Origin of the sequence: Mycoplasma sp. E35C (assembly GCF_019873825.1) — a bacterium.
GTDB lineage: Bacteria > Bacillota_I > Bacilli_A > Mycoplasmatales > Mycoplasmoidaceae > Mycoplasmoides.
The window spans coordinates 722,045-742,648 of the sequence record NZ_CP068418.1; the positions used below are offsets into that span (position 1 = coordinate 722,045).

Here is a 20,604-nt window from a genome sequence, read left to right on the forward strand (position 1 = left end):
TCCTAACTGTGTAAGCAAAACATTTTATATTATTATAATTTACTTTAAAAAATCCATATTCTTAATTTTCACCATTAAATTAACCTTTAAATATGTATTTAAAGGCGTTTGATTTGAAAAATGGGTTTGATCTTGTATTCATTATCGATATAACTATTAAAAAAGTATAGGATTAACCCAATTACAAGCAGAGCTATTAATATATAAGAAATCACTGTATTAGAACGAATAAAACTTAATTGGATATTATTTTTAATGAATCCTGTGAAGAAATTACCAGATGTAATTGAGATTGAAGCTGTGGTTTGATAAACCCCTAAAGGGGTAATTTTATTGGTTTTAAAGCCGTAGGATAAGGCGTGAGCAATCAATAAGTTATATAAAACCCCGTATCCAAAACCAGATAATCCTTGGATCGCTAAATAAACATACCCCTTAGCATTTTGTTCTAATTGGTCTGAATTAAGCAATAAGATCATTGATCCGTTGTATAAGATAAAGAAAATGCCACCTAATAGTGCAACTAATCATTTATCAAAGTATTTGACACCAACTAATCCCATTAAAACTCCACCTAGTAGTTGGGTGACACTAAATATGACAGATAAATACCCTTCATAAGGAGCGCTAACTTCTTTACCTACAAGTTGTTGTAATGTTAGTTGAGCTACTCCATCTGAAATGGCAAATCTAGTGAAGCTAATTAATCCACCAAATAAGATAACTATTACAAATGCATAAATCATCTTAAAAGATTTGTTAATTATTTGTTTTGGATTTTCTTTTTTTAAACCAACAAATGCTGGATTTTCCCGTAAAAATCATCAAAAAATTAAATTGATTAAGATAAAAAATAAACCAACAACCCACAAGTATTTTGTGATGTTTACATCCACTGTTTTTTCTGGTGTAATTGACAGCGAACGAATGAATGATTGCATTGGTGAAGCAATGAAGTCAGCTAGCAATGGTGGAATTGATAGTATTGAAATTGCCAAAAACGGTTTTTCTTTAGCATGTTGTTCATTAAATCATAAAGAAAATGAGCCAATACACGATGCGCCAATACCTACACCGATTACTTGAACTAAATTTGTCTCAAAACTTGGTTTGATAATAACTGGAATAAACGTTATTAATTGCAATAAAATTGCTAATAAAACAACTTTCTTTCTTGACTTGAATTTTATACCTAAATAATCGAATAAAATTCTTGCAAAGATTCCGACAAAACCATACAAACTTAACGGTAAAAACAGCAATTTTGGATCAGCCATTAAGTCATTATGTAGCGATCCACGATAGCTTCTAACAAGGAAGATTGGAATTCAAAAAAGTGTGTAAAAAATGAAGAGTTTTTTATAGCCTTTATTTTCAAACTTTACTTTTCAAAAGAAAATGATGCTAATAACAATACACACTGCTAACAGTGATCCGTTAATAATTAGCGAATTTAAGGTTTTATTCATCATCTTGTAATAATTTTGAGAATGTTTCTTGTGGAATCTGAACAGAACCAATAGCTTTAAGGCGTTTTTTACCTTCTTTTTGTTGTTCTAATAATTTCTTCTTACGAGAAACGTCACCACCATAACATTTTGCTAATACGTTTTTACGCATTGCTTTAATCGTTTCACGTGAAATAATTTTTGAACCAACAGCAGCTTGAATTGGAATTTCAAATAAGTGTCTTGGTATTAAAGTTTTTAGTTTTTCTACGATTTTTTTCGCTTTTTGATAAACAAATTGCGTATGACTAATGAATGATAAAGCATCAACTTTTTGTGCGTTTAATAAGATGTCAACTTTAACTAATGATGACTCACGATAACCAATTAATTCATAGTCTAATGAAGCATAACCTTTGGTTACTGATTTCAATTTATCAAAGAATGAATAAATGATTTCAGCTAACGGAATTTCATATACCAAGATTTTTCTTGAAATATCAACTTCTCTTAATTCTTGGTATTCACCTCTGAAGTTTTGACATAACTCCATAATTGAACCAATAAATTCATCAGGAGTTGAAATCGTTAATTTAACATAAGGTTCTAACATCGCCTTGATCTTATTACGTTCAGGCATTTTAGCAGGGTTATCTACCTTAATAACTTCACCATTAGTTAAATGACATTCATACATTACTGATGGAGCTAATAAAATTAATGGAATATTATATTCTCTAACAATCCGTTCTCTTATTACATCCATATGTAATAAACCTAAAAATCCACAACGAATACCAAAACCTAAGGCATTTGATGTTTCGTATTCATATTCTAATGCTGCATCGGTTAAAACGATTTTTTCCATTGCAACTTTTAGGTTTTGATAATCAGAAGTATCTACTGGATATAATCCAGCATATACCATCGGCATAATCTTGCGATAACCAGGTAAAGGTGTATCACAAGGATTATTTGCATTAGTAATGGTATCACCAACATGAATATCACGGATTGTTTTGATTGAAGCTGCTACATATCCTACTTCACCAGCTTCTAAAAAATCCTTTTTTTGCATGTTTGGATTTTTAATCCCAACTTCTGTAACAATGTATTTAACCTTGTTTGCCATAAACAAGATTTCATCACCAACTTTTAGTTGTCCATCAAAAACACGAATAAAACACACAACTCCTTTGTGTGGATCGTAATAACTATCAAATATCAATGCCTTTAATGGATCGTTGTTTTCTGCTTTTTTAGGAGCTGGAATCTTCTTAATAATGGCTTGAAGAACATCTTCAACATTTAATCCAGTTTTAGCAGAAATCAACGGAGCATCTGAACAATCAATACCGATTGTGGTTTCAATATCTTTTTTAACTTTATCAACATCAGCCGAAGGTAAATCAACTTTGTTGATAACAGGAATGATTTCTAGGTTGTTTTCTAAAGCTAAATAAACATTTGATAAAGTCTGAGCCTGAACCCCTTGGGTGGCATCAACAACTAATAAAGCACCTTCACATGCAGCCAAACTTCTAGATACTTCATAAGTAAAGTCAATATGTCCAGGAGTATCAATTAAATGGAAAGTGTAATCTTGGTTATTTCTTTGGAATTTTAATTGGACAGCATTCAATTTAATCGTAATTCCTCGTTCTCTCTCAAGTTCCATACTATCTAAAAGTTGATCTTTCATCTCTCTTTTAGAAACAGTATCAGTAATCTCGATCAATCTATCTGAAAGTGTAGATTTACCGTGATCAATATGAGCAATTATGCTGAAATTACGTATATTTTTCTTGTCCATGAATTAACTAACTAATTTTATTATTCTATAAGCTGGAATTCAACATTTTTATAAACTTTATATGTGTTATTTTTTATAAACTTTTTTGAATTAAAAAAATTACTAATTATTTAATCAATAAATTAATGCTTAATTTTTTAATGTTTTTGAAGCAAAATTAACTGCAAAAAAAGATTGTTATAGACATTAAAATTTATATTTAAAATTAACTATTACTACTTAAAAAAATGTTATTTTTACCGTGTTTTTTTAATTTTTTTAGAAATAAATAATTAAATAATTTCATTAAAAGATTCTATAAAAAGAATTTATAAATTAGCTTTAATTTCTTTTATTTATTTTGATTTATTAAATGTTTTTTTAAATAAATTAAAAACTAATTATTTTTTTAACAACTATTTATATCTAAGAGTAAATATTTGTTTTTTATTAAAAATTTAAATTTTAATCTTTTTAAATGAATTTATTTTGAAATAAAAACTCAAAAACAGCTAATCTAAATTTCCAAGTTATTTTTCAAATAAACTAATACAAAAATAGATTTAGTTAAATTACTAAATATACTTAGAAACTGGTTAAGAAAAATATTGAATTTAGTATTCAATAAATTTAACAAAATCTTTGTAGTAAAATGTTTAATTTAATTAAAAAAATGAACTATAAAAAATATTAAAATCAGTTATCAACAAAATAAAAAATATGCTATTTTTACCGTATATTTTTAATTTTTATCTAAATCAAAGCGAATAAATTTAATTGTATTTTTAGCTAATTTTTGATCTAAATATTTTAGATAATATTTTTGAGAAATCTTCTTAGCACTAAACCAAATTATGAAATAAGAAGAAGGTAAATAAACAAACAAATTAAAACTAAAAATTAGTCATGCAATTTGTGGATAGTCCTTAATATTTGTTGCTTGCTTATAAACTGAATACACTTGATTTTCATGAGTATTAAAAACAAACGGAATGCTTATTGAATAAATTGTATAAATGAAAGGATAAATGTATCCTGGAATTAAATAATCATGATATTTCTTTAAATTGATATTAGGTTCATATACGAACTTTATAAAACCACAAATAATAAATATTATTGGATTAAAGAAGTGAATGTATAAGTCTTTAAACATCTCGAAAGGAGTATCATTAACTTGATAACCTAATTTCATTGGACTTAATACAAAATTATAGCCAATAAAGGTGAATAAAATATAAACTGTTGTTGCTATTAAGAATTTGTCATTTTTCATAAAGCTATGTTTAGGAAAAAAGACAAAGAATATAGAAAATATAAAAAGCAAAACATTACTTTGGTTAGTAAACTTATCAAGTCTAGTAAAGGCTTGACCTTTTTCCATTAAAGATTTGATGATAGCATAAATTATTAAAGCAAAACCAATGGCGTTAATAATAAGAACATAAAAGAATATTCTTTGAGCCTTGGTTAGCTTATTTTTATATCAATTAATAAATCCTTGTTTGTTATTATTTACTAAACCCATAAATGAAAAATAATATTTCTAGTTAATCAAATGATAACTAAAAATATTATTTTTTTATGGTTTGTTCTTTTTTTAATTGTTATTAGGTAATTTAAAAACAATAAACTTAATTGTTTTCTTCTTTAAGCTAACTGGAGTGTTTTTTAGTATGTATTTAGCTGAAATCTTTTTAGCACCAAATCAAATTAAGAAATAAGTTAATGGGAAGTAGATTGATAACATTAAGATAATAATTGGTCATGCAATCTTTGGATTAGTCTTAGTATTAGTTGCTGATCCATAAACTGAATATGGCATTCCATCTTGGTTATGATAAACAAAAGGGATTGATGCTAAATAAATTGCATAAATGATTGGATAAATCATTCCAGGGATTAAGAAACTGTGAAACTTCTTAATGTTAGGGTTTGGATCTAATACGAACTTAACAAACGCACTGATAATAAACAACACTGGATTAAAGAAATGCACATAGATGTCTTTAAATAAATGGAAGTTAGTTTTAGTAGCATAACCATCACCCATGAAGTTAAGAATAAAGTTATATCCAACAAATGTGAATAAGATATATGTTGTTGTTGCAATTAAAAACTTATCATTCTTAATAAAACTATGTTTTGGCATAAAAACATAGAATGTTGAAAAAATTAATAACAACACATTGCTTTGGTTGGTAAATTTATCAATATTTAAATAAGCTTCACCATTTTTTAATAAGGAATTAATAATCCCATCAACAACTAAAACAAAACCTAATAAGTTAATTCAAAATACGTAGAAAAATAACTTTTGTGATTTTTTAAGTTTATTGTATCAGTCAGTTAAACTAAACTTTTTTGAGCTAGATAAATTCATAACATTCCTATCCTTAAATATATTAAAAGCAAACGTTTATCTTTTATTTGCTTTATTAAAAACATATCAACAACTTCATTTGTTGATATGTTTATTTGATTCATCTAATAAATTAAATTGTTTTTAGTGCTTCTTGTTTTTTAATTACTGATCATGAAATCTTTTTAGCACCATATCATGCTAAAAAGAATGTGATCGGAAAGTAAATAAAGATCATACCAAGTGAGATTGGTCAAGCAACTTTAGGATTGTTTACTACATCTGTTGCAAATCCATAAACTGAATATCCCGCCATTTGTCCATTGATCTTATAAACATAAGGGATGGTTACAGCATACACTAAATAAAGAATTGGATAAATCATTCCAGGTATTAGATAACTATGGAATTTTTTAATTTCTTTTAATGGTTCAAAAAGGTATTTTAAGAATCCGCAAACAATAAATACCAATGGATTAATTAAGTGTAAAACAACACTAGTAATTAGTCTTGGTAGGGTGTTGATTGGATTGGTAAATCCTCTACCTGTGAAGTTAAGAATAAAGTTATATCCAAAGAAGGTAAAGAAGATATAAACAATTGTTGATATTAAAAACTTATCGTTTTTAAGAACGCTGTTTTTTGGAAAGAAAACAAAGAAGATTGAAAAAACAAGCAATAAGATATTACTTTGGTTGGTAAATTTATCAGCCTCAGTAAATCCATTCTTAAAACTATATTGTTTTAATGCTTCAATACCATCCCCATCTTTACCAATAACATTGATAGTTAAACTATCAATGAAACTATAAACAACAAACCCGAAAGCAATTACGTTCATCAAGAACACAAAAAAGAACATTTTTTGAGCTCTTGAAAGATTTTTGTATCAATTTTTGATACAAAAATGTTTTTTATTAGATAAATCCATATTTATAAACCCGATCTATTTATTAAACAACCTATCTTTAGTCCCTTTTCTTACTAAAGCTAGTGCCTAATGAGTTGTATACTCTAACATCATTAACAACAAATCTGTTGTTATCAGATAGTTGTTTGATGGCTTCGTTTTGAACTGTAGCATTATTAGCTGACATTGCAATTACAGTTAATAATTCAGAAGTAGTTAGACCAAGTGATTGTTCTGGTTTATTTAATCAGCCTTCACCACCCAGTTTATTAACATCATCGTAATTAATTTGTTTTACGTATGTTGCAATTCTTCTTAAACTATTCTTAACGAATAAAGTATTGTTTAGTTTGTATTCGTTTTCTTTTTGAGTTCCAATGTATCCAGTGAATTTTTTAAATGCACTTTCTGGAATTTTATTAATCATCTTAGTGATTTCTTCAACTTTTGAAGTGTATGATAATGATTTTTTATTATCGTCTAGTTTGAAGTAATCGTTGTTAGAAACTCTTGTTGTTTCTGTGATTTCACGAGCTAGATTATCTAATTCACGTTCAGATTGAAGTTCATTTACATAAGCAATTAGACTGTCTTTACTACCATAACCATAGAACACACCTTGATCGCCAGAAGTATTGTAGTTAGTAAATAAAGCGTTCTTAGTTTCTTCGTTAATTGGAGCGTTTGAGTTTTTGAACACTAAACCAGCAAAACCAAATTGTGGAGTTTTCGGAGTTTGTTTATTATCTTCTTCTGAAGTTGAAACTTTGTAAGTTAATGAACTGTTATTTCAGTAATTAGCTTCGTCAATTTTCTTAGAATCTTCTTGATTTCAATTCTTCCAGTTAGAAGTTTTACTTCCTAAAATACCATCAGGGTTTTTATCAAATGTAATTAATGGATTTGTTTGTTTGGTAGGATCTAATGGTAATGTTCAAGTTGCAAAACCAACTTCACCTTTTTTGATGTTGCTCTTAGCAATTTCTTTAAAGTTAGCTAAGTTGTTGTCTAATAATCATCTGAATGTGTATAAGAATTTATAGTAATTAAATGTTAAGTCAGATGAAGAATTGTTATCTAAGTCTTGAGCGTCTCAAACTTTATCAATAATTGCATTTAATGATTTAAAGTCGTTATAAACACCTTTTGAAGTTTTATCGCTTAATGAATTAAATGTTGAGAATTTATAAACATTTCTAATGACATCTTCTAAAGTTTTTTGTTGAATGCCAAACGCTTCTTTAACTTTGTGAGATTTAATATCGTAAAAGTCTGAGAATTCTTTAGAACTCTTAATTAATTCAATCTTGAATTGATTGTTAAATCCAGCACCAGTAATATAGCTATTGATTGCCATATTTAGTGCTAAATCAACATCATCTTTTTCAGGAGATTCTAATTTAGAAGCAGTTAAGAAAGTAGCTTGTGAATCATTATCAACTAACTTAGTTTGAATACCTAAACTTTCAACAAAATCAGCTATTTCTTTATTTCTAGCTTCTAATTTAGTTTTCTTATTTTGTTCAATAGTTTCAACAGTTCCTTTGCTTTCTTCTGTGTGTTTTAAACCATTGATATCTAAATAGAATTGTTCTAAACCATTATATGAACCATCAGATGAACGAACATAAGGGAGTTTTGAAGCAATACCATTATTTATTGCTAAGTGGCTCTTTTCATTGTCTTCAAAACCCTTAGCACGTTCATAGATTTTAGCTCTAACGTTGTTAGTTTGAGTTTCTAAACTTAAAGCTTGTTGATATTCACTTTCAGCTTTAACTAACTTATTAATACGGTCATAAAGCTTCTTGAATGATGCTTTAAAATCTTCAAGTCCTTCTTGATTAAAGATGTTATCTTGTTTATTATCTTCAACAAGAGATTGTTCATACATTTGACTTAGAGCTAAGTAAGTGTATAGGTTCTTGTTTTTTTCAAAATAAGATTTAATTTGAGAATCAATATTAAATTCGTAATTTTGATTTTCAGGTAGATTTACTGAAGATTTTAATAATGAACGGTAAAGTAAGAATTGTTTTTGTTTTTCAATATCTCTTGGTGATTCATCTGGACCATGAGTGCCTTTTAGATAATAATCACCACCATCGATAGCAATTACATGGATACCATCTTTACCACGAGCGAAGATGAATTTTTCAGCTGATTTATTTTTATCTTTATCGCCATTAGATTGGCCATTTCATTTAAAAATTTCGTAAATAGAATTTTTTCCAGAAGCTAAATCCTTATAGGCATTATAATATTCATTTGAAGTTCTGCTTTCATCATTCTCTTTTAGTAATGCTTCTTTATTGTTAAATTGTTCTTGATAACCTGGTGTCCCATTTCTAATGAAGTTGTTCATTAAATTGATTTTATCAATCGTGGTTTGTGCAGGACCAACATTATCAAGATGAACTGTGTGTGTTTGTTCTAAATATTGTTGAACATAAGCTGCTGAGAATGATACGTCATAACTATTAAACATATCACTAGCAGTCATTAACAACTTACCACCAGAATCAGATGAGAAATTATTAGGAATATCAATTCCTTTAGTTGTTGTATTTACATACGCATCCAACCCATCACGGATAAATTGGTTGTATGCTCTCATACCTTTGTTTTCATCAAATGGTTGATCACTTGGAGCTTTGAATGCTTGAAAATTATAACCAGCTGTTAAAGCAGAAGCACCGATTTGTCTTTCATTAAAGATAGAGTTTAATCCATCTTTTGGTGTATCGTTAGTAAAGACAATTCTTGATACTAAGTTAGGGTTTTCGTTCTTAACTCATTGATCAAATACGTATTCTTGGATTTTAGCCATGAATTCGTTATTGTTTTTATTTTGATCATCCTTAGAAAAACCACCATCAGTAAACTTAATGTTTTTTCAGTTTTCTGGGTTATCTAAGATTGTTCTAGATGGAGTTTTAGTTAAATTAGTATAAGTTGTATAACCATCTTGGTTTTTATTACTATTTGCTGCGTAAGTTAAGTATGATGTTTCAAAAATAGTGTTGCTAAAGTCACCTAAAACTTTTTGAGCAATTTGGTTCTTTTTGTAACTATCTTCAGTTCCACCATTAACATCTAAGCTTTGAGTTTGTAAAACTTTCTTTCAGTTATTACCATAAACATTTTGGTTATCTTTTTTTAAGGTGTCTAATTGATTATCAACATCTTCTTTGAAGTTTTCATATTTATTAGTAATTACTTCAGACTTAGAATGCTTATAATACTCAGTTAACACTTCTCCTAATGAAGTGCTTAATAAAGCTTGGAAAGCATCAGAATTTTTTAGTGCACTAGTTAAAATTGTGCTTGCTTGTTGTTCGCGACCACCAAAGATTGAATCATTTTCAATAAAGCCTTGGTTTTGGGTTCCGCCAACAAAGCCAGTTTTAAATTCAGGGCCAGTTGGTTGTGCTGCGCTTGTGCAAGCACTAGCAATAATTCCGACTGCTGAAACTACTGATAATAATGATAGTTGTTTGAAAATATTACGCTTTTTATTTTTAGGTTGAAACATCAGGTTATTAACTCCAATTATCTAATTTTACTACTTTTTAATTATTTGCTTTTTCTACCCACTTGCTGGTTAGGGCATCATATAATCGCTTGTCATTTACTTTGATTAATGATTGATCATTAATCAGTTTTAATTCAGCTAAATTTTGTGATGAGCTTTCAAAAGCATATGTTGCAATAATTGATAGCAATTCATTTATTGATAAACCTAAACGGTTTTCTTTATTTGTTAATCATGATTCACCACCAAGTTTCGCCACATCATTAAAGTTAATTTGTTTAGTGTATGTAATTCAGTTGGTTAATGATTGTTTTGATTGATATGGTTTGAAATCACCAGGTTGTTTAGTCATATCATTTGAAGCAACTTTGTTTTGACCAACATATCCTTCAAATTTAGTGAAGGCTGTTTGTTTAACAATTTGTTCATTATTTAACAACTCAGTTAGTTTTTTCTTTCTTGCTTCAAAATCTAAACTCTTACCACTTTCATCATGATCAAACAAGGTTACATTAACATTGTTTCTTCTTAACAATTCAACAAAAGCATCTAATTCACGATCACTTGTTAAACCTTCAATGTGTTTCATGATTTCATCTTTATTGCTTCCGAACGCATAGAAGATTCCTTCTTGGTCTTGGTTGTCATATAAAGCAGCTTTAACTTCATCATTAAGGTTAGATGTTGAGTTTGTAAAACTTAAACCGTTGAATCCATAAACTATTTTATTATCATCACTAACAGTTGAGTAATTTAAGTTTTTAGACTTCGCATTTTCACTACTTGATGAAGCATTAGCTAAATTTAAGAAGTTGAACTCACTGCCTTGTAAGTAATCTGGGTTAGATGTGAATTTAGTGAAATCAACTGGATCTTGTTTGTCTGCAATATTACCATTACTATCTAACTTAGTTCCAGTTGTTAATGTTCATGAAACATTAGCACTTACACCAGAAGTAATTTGGTTAGATAATATTGTTTTGAATTCAGCTAAATTATCTTTAATTAAATATCTAAATGCATTTAAGTATCTTAGATAGTTTAATGAAGAATTATCATTAACATCAGTTGTTGTTACTAAACTATTAAAGTAATTAGTTAATGTTTGTTGATATTCTTCTTGATTTGATCAAGAACCATATTTTAGTTTCTTAGCTTCTGAAGTTCATAAGCTTTGAATGTAATAGAACTTAATAACGTTTTCAAATTGATTAACTTTTAATCCAGCATAATCATTAAACTTATTCTTGCTAGCATCGTAGAATTCTTTAAATTCTGCGTTATCTAAATAGAATTGACGTTTGTAATTATTAGTTGAAGTTGGTAAGTTAATTGCTGCTTGAATTGCTGAGTTAATCGCTAAACTATAACGATCATTAAATTTTGATTTCACAAAAACGTTTTGTGAATATTGATAGCTTGAAACACCTTCTAACAATAAAAGTTCGGTTGCTTCTTTAACGCTTGTTTCAAATTTATCGTGAGCATCTTTAACAACCTTATTAAAGACATCAGTTAATCCGTTATTATCTTTAGTAGTAGCAAATTTAGTATCCAACAACCCATTAGCTATCAACAATTGTTTGTAATAACCTTCAAGTCCAATGTATGAACCATCTTTACTTGCAATGTGAGGTAATTTACCTGCAATTCCGATTTTTTCAGCTTTATTATCTTTAATTAAATCGTCATAAGTTTTAGCTCTTTCATAAATCTTATCACGAACATTTAAAGCATCGTTTCTAATTCTTTTAGCTAAATCATAGTTAGCTTTTTTATTAAATAAATCTTTAACTACTTCTTTGATTTGTCTTAAAGATTCTAATAATGAAGCATAATAACTTCCACCTTTGTGTAAGAATGAATCTTCATTATCAACTGCATTTAATAAGAATTCTAAAATCAGATTAACGTTATTATCACTAAAGAATTTTTTAACAGTATCAGTTAATTTAAATTCATAACTCTTATCAGAATAAAAACGACCAAAGTCAGGGTTTTTAACTAGTGCATCTCTAAATAATAAGAATTCTTTTTGTTTTTCAATATTTCTAGTGTTATTTACTAAGTAGTAATTAGCACCATCGATTGCCATTACATGGATACCATCTTTACCTCTTGATAAGATGAATTGGTTGGCAAGATCTTTACTATCCTTAGTTAATGTTTTAGGACGGATGTATTCGTGAAGACTTGCATTCCCTTGAGCATACTCTGAATAAGGTTTGTAATACTCATTCAATTTATTATTGCTTTTAGATTGCGCAGATCCTTCTTCACCCTCTGTATCAGTTTCGAACAATCTGATTGCTGATGCAATTTTAACTGCATCTTTTTTAAGTCCTTCTGATTTTGAACTTAAATCTAACTTAGTTGAATATGCAGCATTATTATTTTGTCCATTATCAGCAAAGATAAAATTCTCCATGATGTTGTCAGGTTTTAATTCAACTGACGCAACACCATTATCTTTATCAGCATCATTAACTAAATCTTGGTATTGTTGAACATAAGCAGAGCTAAATGCGACATCGTATGTATTAAACATATCACTTGATGTCATTAACAACTTACCACCACTATCTGATGAGAATTGGTTTAAGAAATCAACGGTTTTATTACTGTCATTATAATAGTTAGCCAAACCATTGTTTGCCACTAATTGTTTGAATCCTGTTGATAGTTTTGGTGATAGTGGATCTAATACATTCTTAGGATCAGTGAATGCTTGGAAGTTGTAACTAGCTTTCAGATCATCTTTAACAACTTTCTTATTAAATATTTGATCCAATCCACCTCTAACATCTTCATTAGTAAATACTAAACGAGATACAAGGTTAGGGTTTTCTTGTCTAACTCATTTATCAAATACGAATGATTGGAAATCAGCAAACATTTGATCATCGTTGTCTGTTGATTTATCAGTTGTATAACCCTTGCTGTAAAACTTTAAGTTTTTTCAATTTTCTGGTTTATTTAAATCTTCAATTAACGGGTTATTTATTTTCTTATTATTTTCATCAAAATAACCTAAATAATCTTTATTAAAGACTTTACTTGAGAAATCATTAAAAAGATTAGTTAAGATCTGAGTTTGTTTATAGCTTTCAGCACTTCCACCGTTAGCATCTAGTAGATCGGTTTGTTTTCTAATTTCAAAGTTTCTTCTAAACTGGTTTCTTAATGAAGTGGTTTCTGATTCTAATTTACTATCAGCCTCACTAATCCAGTTATTATATTGTTTAACAACATCTTCTGATGCGTTGTTTTTATATCAATCTTCTAGTGAAGATGCCACTAGAAATCTAGCAAAATTATTAAACCCTTGATCATTTAATAAAGCATTATGGAAAACTTCATTAAAGCTTCCCACAGATGAATCACTAAAGTTTTGAGGGGCTGGCCCTGGTTTAAATAAGTCAGCATCACCACCAACTACTCCACAGCTACTAGCGATCATTCCGACCACAGAACCTAGACCTAATATAAAAGAACTAAAAAGTATTTTTCGTTTTCTGTTTTTTAACATTGAAATTAGATAAGTGTATATGAACAAATAGGAAGAAACGCAACGATTCTTCCGTCTATATCGTTTTAGATTATACTATATCGTTATTTTTTAGATCTATCAACGCAAACGAGACAAATTAAAGAAGTTTTGTAGATGTGGTTCTGAGATCTTGATTAAGCTTATTACAGAAATAATCAGGATTGGTAAGCGTAGGGTTTCTTTAATAATTCTAGGTATCAGATATGCTGTTAAGATGTAATCTTTATCCTTTGGTTTTTGGTGATTTACATTAATTAAAAACTCATTAATTGAGATTGTTCCCATCACGATTGAATAAAGAATTGATAAACTAATCATCATTGTAGAAACATATAAAAATAACTTGATTGAGTTTTTTGTTTTTTTATTTTTTAAATAAAGTGTTCAGCTAATAATTTCAGCAAAAACAAAAAACACTGCCATTAAAACTAAGCTAACGATTGTTCCAAATGATGTTTCTTTTAATAAGAAAGAATTGGTGCTTTCAGATCCGTTGTATAGACCTAAAAAAACAAAACCTAAAATACTAAAACCAATAATCATGATTTGTTGGAAAACAAAATCATAAAAATTGTTTTTTGTTTCTTTTCTAATTCGATAGATTGAACCAAATAATGAAGCTGTAAAAACAATTAATGGTTCTTGAATGGCAAACATTCAATACCACACCCCACCTTGTCCTAATAAAAAAGATAGTGTGTCTGTTAAAAATCCAATTGGAACAGCCACAACAGGTCCAAAAATTCAACCAATTAAAGCTAAACCAACTCAAGATATTCCTAAACTAATTGTTGGTCCTAGTTTAATAACAAAAAAGCCCAAAGCAACCTTTAAAGCTATAAATAAAGAAAGGTATGAAATCAAATAGATGTTATACCTTAGCTTTAATGGTCAAAATGGTAAAAAAAACTTAATGATTGCTTGTTTATTAACTTTCTTTTTTTTAGCAATCACTAGGTTTTCTTCAATTGTTATTTTTTGCAAATTCTAAAAAGCTCCTGAACTAGATTTGTCTGGGAATTGACCAAAAAAAGCACCCATTGCTTCTTTTGCTGTTTTCTTAATTTCGTCAGTGTATTGATCAATTGTTGCATCTAATCGTTCATGATCAACTGTTGGTTTAAAGAATCATGAAATAAAGATTAAAACTAAGAATGAAATTGGATAAGCTAACAATAAGATTCAAAGGCCAGTAGAAATATTACGAGCAATTGCAATATCTAAGCTACCTTCTGGAAAACTAATCTTTGAATCAACTGTATTCATCTCTTTAACTAAATCTAAGTATGAACCACCACCAGCTCCAACTGGAATAAAACTAAAGATGATTGTAATGACCAACATGATAAATAATAATTGGAATTTAAAGCTAAATCTTAAATTATCATTGATATTTGGAGCATCAACATCTCTGTTGGTATAAGCTTTTATTGTATTTAATGCGTTGTTTAAAATCTTTTGAGGGGTTTTTCCCATCAAATTCATGACATAACGATATCCAATGAATACGGATACAAAAATTAACATTGCATGAATTAGATACAAACCAGGATTAACAATTTTAACTGGATTTGCAGTGCCCTGAATTATGTAATTTATATCTGGTATTTGTTGGTTAGAATTAAGTGTTAGATATCAGAAAATAATAATTAAATTTAATAAAGCAAATAAAAAACAACTAATTGCTGCTAAATAATTTAATACCAGCATTCCTTTGTGTTTTTGTTTAAACAAGAAGTAATTACCAATATCAGCTTCAAGTTTAACAACTGATGCTGCCATTGAACGGTAATTTTGTTCAGCTGCTTGCTCAAAAATGTCCTTCATGTTTGAAGGATTAAAAGCAGCTCTACTACCAGCAAAGCTTGATTCTAAGTCTTTTTCATCAACATCTGTTACTGTTGGTTCATTAAAGTTTTTCTTAATATCTGAATTATCAGCTTCATTTATTGAGCTTTTATCTAATTTGTCATCAACCTTAGAATCGACTGGGTTATTTTTATTAATTATTTCATCAATAGATTTATTAAAGGTGTTTAAAATGAAGATGTCTAAATAGTTAGCATCATCAATTGCATCATCTAGATCTTTATAATCTTTTAAATCTTCTGATTTAGTTTTTATTGATTGATATTGATTTAGTTTTTCTAATAAAAAATCAACGGTTTCTAAATTTGTTGAAGCATTCTCTGCTTTATTAGCCACAAACTTATAAATCGCTATTTGTTTTAATACAACACCCCTAAATGCTTCATTTTTCTTAAGTTCTTCAGAAAATTCTGGAGTATTAAAAATCGCATTAAGTTTAAATTTGATTTTATCTAGTAATTGGTTTAGTTCCATTTTTATTAGTTGACACCTTTTATTATGAAATATTTTAGTGATTGATAAGAATCAACTAAACTTCTTTTATTATTAATATCTAATTTTAACAAATTAGCAATAAATTCTTTTATTAGACTACTAGATTTTATTTGAATATCTCGGTATGTGTATTTGACTCAATAAAGATTAACACTCATTTTTTTAGCAATCTCTTCATCGCTTAGTTTCATTTTCTTACCCAAAAGCATGAAGTAAATTTTAGAAAACATCGTTATTAAGGTTGAAATAATCTCGCTTGGTTGACGTTTGTCCATAATTAAATCTTCATAGATCATTAAAGTTTCTTCTGTGTTTTTGTTAATAATGACTTTGGTTAAGTTGTAGATTTGTCTATCAGAATGATCAATTAAAACTTTTTCAACTACTTCACTATCATTTAAATCTTCATCATCTAATCAAATTAATTTTTGAATTTCATTAATAATTAATCTTGATTCAAAATTAGTTTTTTTATCAATTGAATAAGCTAGTCATTCAGGGTATTTTTTAAAATTTTTACTTAACTCTTTTTTAATGAATTCAATCTTAGAATTATTTTTATCTTCTAATGATTTTATGTCAATTTTACCGTTGATTTTTAAAAATTTTTCTTTTTTTGTATCGTATTTAGAATTAACAATTAAATAAATTTTCTTATCACTATTATTAAGATTATTAATGATAATTTGAGCTTCTTCATTTTTAAAATCTTTGTATAAAAATAAAGGATTAATAATCACTAAAGTTTTATCTGAATTCGTATCAAACAAACCCTTATTTAAATAAGGATTTAAATTTGTTTTTTCATCATAATTAATAAAAGTTAATTTTTCATCTTTTAACTTATCAATTAAATTATTCTTTGCTAAATAAAAATCGTCACAAACCACTAGATAATTCATTATTAAATTAACCTTTTGATTCACATAGAGCTAATAAACAAATAATAAATTATTAAATAGTAAAAAGGTATTCAATTAACTAAATTAGTTAATTTTATGATTAATAAATTGATTTGAAGCTTATCAATAACAATAAAGAACCCCTTATGAATTAAACCTAAAAAGCTTCATGCAATACTAAAAGGGAATAAAAATAGATTAATAAAGTAAATTCCAATTATTATTGGACTTAGAATGATTGATCAGAAAATTGTTAAAATGTTAATCTTACCAAACGCATTAACAATCAATCCACCAACAATAAAATTAATCAAAACACTAGCTATCAGTGTTTTCATAAAATTATTGAGTTTATTAATCTTAAATACCATACTGATAACAATCACACTAAGATAACTTAATATGTATGAATAATTCTTAAAACTATAAGGATTAAGTAATAACAATAACATTCCTGATATTGATAAACTTAATAATTTAACATCACCCTTTTTAATGAATTTTTCAAGAATTAAATTTAGCAAAATTCCTATTAAAACTCTTAGCACTCCATAACTGAAACTTAGTAAAAAAGAATAGAAGAATAAAATTGAAAAAGATGCAAAATTACCGATGATTTTGTGTTTTTTGAATATTTTTAAAATCACTAAATTTATTAATGATAAATGCAATCCACTGATCACTAATAAATGTGCAATTGATAAATTTAAAATCTGCTGATAAATTAATTTATTATCATTGTTTTTTACATTAAATAATGTTAGTAACAAAAACCCTCTTGATTGTTTATTGGTATTAGTATTTAAATAATCAATAATGATTTTTCTTAAATCATATTCTTGCGGTATCTTATCTAATAAATCTTTAATCACAATTCCTTTAATTTGAAATTTGTAATAAACAAAATAATAGATTGAAAATAATACCAATAAACTAACAATCAAGATTGCTATTGAATAATGAAATAAAAAGAATGCTACAACAATAAACACAACCACCAAGATACCAATCAGCACTCAGGATTGTTGATTAAAGTTATAGCCTAAAATTCATAATGATATTAAACAAAACAATAACGCTAGTGGATAGTTTTGTTTAATATTAGTTTTGATTTTTATTTCCATATACAAGATATGGAAAAAATCCTTATTTTAAAGAATTTAATTTATCTTTTTTTAATTTTAGTTCTTCTTGATAGTTATGTAGTTTATTAAGTTCTAGTTCGTATTTTTCTTTTGGAGCTTTGTTTTTAAAGTTCTCATTATTAACAATATTTAAACTACGTTCCACTTCTTTTTCTAATTTATTGATTTCTAATTGTAATTTATCAATAATCTTAGATTTATCATTTTCATAAACCACATAGAACTCATTATCATCAGATGCAATTAAGAATAAACCATCAAGTTTATGATTATCAATCTTGATTAAATTGATGTTTTCAACTTTTAAGTATTTAGCTAAATCATCAAAGTAAGCAACATCGTTTTTATATAAAACATTTAATTCTGTTTTTGGTTTTAAATCAAAACTTTGCTTAAAGTTTCTAAACTTAATAATAATACTTAATATCTTATCAAACTCTGAACTATTAGTTTGATCAGTTTTAATTAAAGCTGGTCATTGTTCTAAGATGATTGATGGTTGATTGTTATTATCATCAAATAAGTTATATAGTTGTTCTGTAATAAATGGCACAGAAGGATGAAGCATGATTAATAAGTTCTTAAACATCTGATTAACTAGTTGATACTTAGCTTTTGATCATTTGTTTTTCTTATTAAATTCAACATAAATGTTGGCAAAATCATCCCAAATAAAATCACTTAATTGTTTGTTAGATAATGCAAAACGGTATTCTTTTAATTTATCCTTAACACCTGCATTAACATGGTTAAATTTATTGATAATCCATTGATCTAAACTATCAAGCGGTTGGTCAGTTAAACTATTAACATCAATTAATTTTAAGTATTTCGCTAAGTTTCATAGTTTGTTTAAAAATGAAGCAGCTGCATTCATTTTTTCAGTATTATATGAAACATCTTCACCTGGAGAAGTGTTTGATGTTAAGAACAATCTTAAAGCATCAGCACCATAATCATTAATTACTTGAATTGGATCAATTCCATTGTTTAATGATTTTGACATCTTACGGTTTTGATCATCCAAGATCAAACCATGAAGTAATAAATCATTAAATGGAATTGATTTTTTTAATAACCATGACATCATAATCATTCTTAATACTCAAAAGAATACAATATCATAAGCTGTTACTAATAATGAGTTGGGAAAATTGTTTTCAAACTCATTTTGATCAATACCATCATTAAAACAAATTAATGGTCATAATGATGATGAAAATCAAGTATCAAGCACATCTGGATCTTGGTAATAATCATTACTTGGAGCAGTTAAACTAACTTTAATATCATCAGGATTGTCTTTGTGATACCACGCAGGTATTTGATGACCTCATACTAATTGACGTGATATACATCAATCTTGGTTAGAATCCAATCAGTTATTAATCGTATCCAAGAAGCGTTTAGGATAAATCTTGATATTATCTTGATTATTAACTAATGCTTTAATTTCATGAACAAACTTAGTTGTTAAGATAAATCATTGCTTAGATAATAATGGTTGAACAATTGTGTTAGAACGATCAGAATAACCGATGTTACTAATGATTTCTTCATACTTAACATACTTGTTTTCTTTTTGAAGTTTAGAAACAATTAATTCTCTGGCTTCATAAACATCCATCCCATTAAATTCAAGTGCTAGTTCATTTAAAGTGCCATCATAATTAATACAGTTTAGTTCTGCTAAATTGTGTTTTTTACCAAGCGCATAGTCATTATGGTCATGTCCTGGTGTGCATTTCATCACAGCACTACCAAACTCAATGTCAATATAATCATCAACTAAGATTGGTAATAATTGATTATTAAGAGGGTTGATAACTTTCTTATTATGATATTTTAAGTATCTTTGATCGTTGGGATTAACAAACACAGCACTATCTGCATAGATCGTTTCTGGTCTTGTGGTGGCAATTTCTAAATACTCATCACTGTTTTCAATGAAGTATTTAATGTAATGTAATTTTTGTTTGGTTTCTTTATTAATTACTTCAATGTTAGAAATTGCAGTATTAAGTTTGGTATCCCAATTAACTAAAGTGTATTTTTTAGCAATATATCCTTGGTTATATAACTTAATAAATACATCTAAAACATACTTATTAGATTGTTGAGATAAGGTAAATTTTTCTTTTTTTCAGTTTAATGCTAAACCTAATGATTTAGCTTGATTCTTAATTGTTTTAGATGAATCTTCAGCTCATTTATAAATATTATTAAAGTGTGTTTGACGATCATCTTTTTTATAATCAACACCATTAGCACGTTGAATTGATTCAAATTTAGTTTGGGTTGCAATCCCAGCATGATCAGTACCTGGAATCCATTCAACATAACCCATATTTAGTTTTTGATAACGAACGATTAAATCTTGAATTGATAAGTTTCAAGCATGCCCAATATGTAATTTCCCTGTTAAATTAGGTGGTGGCATGATGACACTAAACGCTTTAGTGTTGGGAACATAAAATGAAGATTTTTGATTAGCATAATCATTATCTAATCAAAAATCTACAACACCTTCACTGATATGTTTATGATCGTATTTTTGGTTTAAATCAATTTTATTTAATCGTTTCATAGTTATCAA

Annotated in this window: 12 protein-coding genes; all 12 read right to left on the reverse strand. The window is 27.5% G+C overall.

Annotated elements, in window-relative coordinates; translation table 4 throughout:
• Positions 1-98 precede the first annotated feature (98 nt).
• Entirely contained in the window at positions 99-1,469 is a 1,371-nt protein-coding gene (locus tag JJE79_RS02975) for an MFS transporter (protein ID WP_255565827.1), read from the reverse strand.
• Positions 1,462-3,261 carry a translation elongation factor 4 gene (gene lepA / locus JJE79_RS02980; RefSeq protein ID WP_222926142.1) on the reverse strand — a complete coding sequence of 600 codons (1,800 nt, stop codon included), beginning with the start codon at positions 3,259-3,261 and terminating at the stop codon, positions 1,462-1,464. The genes JJE79_RS02975 and lepA overlap by 8 nt, the downstream gene beginning before the upstream one ends.
• Before the next feature lie 721 nt (positions 3,262-3,982).
• A complete protein-coding gene (locus tag JJE79_RS02985) occupies positions 3,983-4,768 on the reverse strand; it encodes a DUF1600 domain-containing protein (protein ID WP_222926143.1) in 786 nt (261 codons plus the stop codon).
• Positions 4,769-4,840: 72 nt separating this feature from the next.
• Positions 4,841-5,623: a DUF1600 domain-containing protein gene (locus tag JJE79_RS02990; RefSeq protein ID WP_222926144.1), complete on the reverse strand. Its 783-nt coding sequence runs from the start codon at positions 5,621-5,623 to the stop codon at positions 4,841-4,843.
• A gap of 112 nt (positions 5,624-5,735) precedes the next feature.
• The gene (locus JJE79_RS02995; protein ID WP_222926145.1) at positions 5,736-6,533 is read right to left on the reverse strand and encodes a DUF1600 domain-containing protein; all 798 of its coding nucleotides are present in this window, start codon (positions 6,531-6,533) and stop codon (positions 5,736-5,738) included.
• 37 nt (positions 6,534-6,570) lie between these two features.
• Positions 6,571-10,047 (reverse strand): DUF3713 domain-containing protein, encoded by a 3,477-nt coding sequence (locus JJE79_RS03000; protein ID WP_222926146.1) that lies wholly within the window; start codon positions 10,045-10,047, stop codon positions 6,571-6,573.
• Between the two features lie 37 nt (positions 10,048-10,084).
• Positions 10,085-13,507 (reverse strand): DUF3713 domain-containing protein, encoded by a 3,423-nt coding sequence (locus JJE79_RS03005; protein ID WP_255565828.1) that lies wholly within the window; start codon positions 13,505-13,507, stop codon positions 10,085-10,087.
• Between the two features lie 165 nt (positions 13,508-13,672).
• Positions 13,673-14,581, reverse strand: coding sequence for an ECF transporter S component (locus JJE79_RS03010; protein WP_222926148.1), 909 nt, complete (start codon positions 14,579-14,581; stop codon positions 13,673-13,675).
• 3 nt (positions 14,582-14,584) lie between these two features.
• Positions 14,585-15,940 carry an MPN449 family protein gene (locus tag JJE79_RS03015; RefSeq protein ID WP_222926149.1) on the reverse strand — a complete coding sequence of 452 codons (1,356 nt, stop codon included), beginning with the start codon at positions 15,938-15,940 and terminating at the stop codon, positions 14,585-14,587.
• Between the two features lie 5 nt (positions 15,941-15,945).
• On the reverse strand, positions 15,946-16,863 hold the full coding sequence (holA, locus tag JJE79_RS03020) for a DNA polymerase III subunit delta (protein ID WP_222926150.1): 918 nt from the start codon (positions 16,861-16,863) through the stop codon (positions 15,946-15,948).
• 2 nt (positions 16,864-16,865) lie between these two features.
• Positions 16,866-17,987: a ComEC/Rec2 family competence protein gene (locus JJE79_RS03025; protein ID WP_222926151.1), complete on the reverse strand. Its 1,122-nt coding sequence runs from the start codon at positions 17,985-17,987 to the stop codon at positions 16,866-16,868.
• 22 nt (positions 17,988-18,009) lie between these two features.
• A complete protein-coding gene (valS, locus tag JJE79_RS03030) occupies positions 18,010-20,595 on the reverse strand; it encodes a valine--tRNA ligase (protein ID WP_222926152.1) in 2,586 nt (861 codons plus the stop codon).
• Positions 20,596-20,604 lie beyond the last annotated feature (9 nt).